General features: G+C 31.2%; 2 protein-coding genes. Both read right to left on the minus strand.

The window, feature by feature from the left end; translation table 11 throughout:
• Positions 1-500, minus strand: a 500-nt coding sequence (locus HMPREF9943_RS10150) for a hypothetical protein (RefSeq protein WP_004801443.1), incomplete at its 3' end; no start/stop codon positions are given.
• 30 nt (positions 501-530) lie between these two features.
• Positions 531-1,250 carry a hypothetical protein gene (locus HMPREF9943_RS01615; RefSeq protein WP_004801445.1) on the minus strand — a complete coding sequence of 240 codons (720 nt, stop codon included), beginning with the start codon at positions 1,248-1,250 and terminating at the stop codon, positions 531-533.
• Between the last annotated feature and the right edge of the window lie 132 nt (positions 1,251-1,382).

Consider the following 1,382-nt stretch of genomic DNA (forward strand, 5'->3'; position numbering starts at 1 on the left):
GCATCATAGGTAGTATACTCATCGCTTGTATAGCTTGTTTTTCTTGTTTTATTGAATAATAGGCAATAATAGTAGTAAGAGTAGTTGCTGTAAGGAATGTTGTCAACTATGAAACGTACCTTGTTTCCTTTCTGGCTGACAGTGAATTTCCCATATACTGCATAGTAATCAAAGGTATTGCGACCAAAAAGCTGAGGATTATCTTCTTTCCAAACATGATAGCGTTGATCTAGTGACTGATCATTTGTTGTCCATCCAAGGAAAATAACACCTTTCTTCTCCAGCACAGGATGAGTAAGGGCATAGTCATAGATACTTAATTTTTTTGAATTGTTGAAGTGATAATCTTTTACAACTTTACCGCCATTGAGATGATAACGCAGTGTCTGCTTGCGATTCTTGTGAGAAAGAGTCACTGTATGTACTTCATCCTTTACTTTTTCTGTGGAGCATCCACAGAGAAGTGAAAGAATAATTATACTTAATAGTATCTTTTTCATGACAGGAGAACCTCCTTTTTATGAATGAAATTATTTAATAGTAATTTTTCCTTCAAGATAAGGACCACTTGGTATAAATTCTTCACGATCTAAATCATCATCCAGAAGATAACGAGATGCATCAGAATCAACATAGAAAGTATAATAGAAAATTCCTTTTTCTTCTAATTCAAAAGTATAGTCAATAGCATTTCTGGTAATGGATCCTTTTATATTCTTGAATCCCCAATATTTTGGAGGATAAATATGATTAACTCCTGTTTCAAAGTAAATTGGTTCAGTTAAGCTATGTTCTTTTTTCTTTTTTTTATTAAAACAAAGAGCATAACGATAATATTTATAATTACTGAAAGGAATATTTTCTATTCTTAAGTGAATTTGATTCCCTTTCTGTACTACTAAAAATTTCCCGAAAACAGGATAATAATCTATTTTTTTCTTTTCAAAATATGTAAATCCTTTTACATAAAATCTATATTTAGCTTCCGAAGATATATTATTTGTCCAGCCAAGAAATATTACATCTTTTTTCTTTAATACCGGATGATAGAGATTAGGATCATCTGGACTTTTTCTGGATTTATCATACTTATATGACTTAATAATTTTACCTCCGCTTAGGTGATAATTGAGAGTTAATGATTTTTTCTTATCAGTGATAGTTACTGTATGCACTTCATCTTTTACTTTCTTTGTGGAGCAACCACAGAGAAGTGAAAGAGTAATTATACTTAATAGTATTTTTTTCATGACAGTAATACCTCCTTTTTATGAATGAAATTATTTAATAGTAATTTTTCCTTCAAGATAAGGTCCATCACCGTTAACCTGCTCATAGTCCACCTCATCATCAACTACAGTTGCAGAAAAACCGGTATCTAC

The sequence above is a fragment of the Eggerthia catenaformis OT 569 = DSM 20559 genome, assembly GCF_000340375.1.
GTDB lineage: Bacteria > Bacillota_I > Bacilli_A > Erysipelotrichales > Coprobacillaceae > Eggerthia > Eggerthia catenaformis.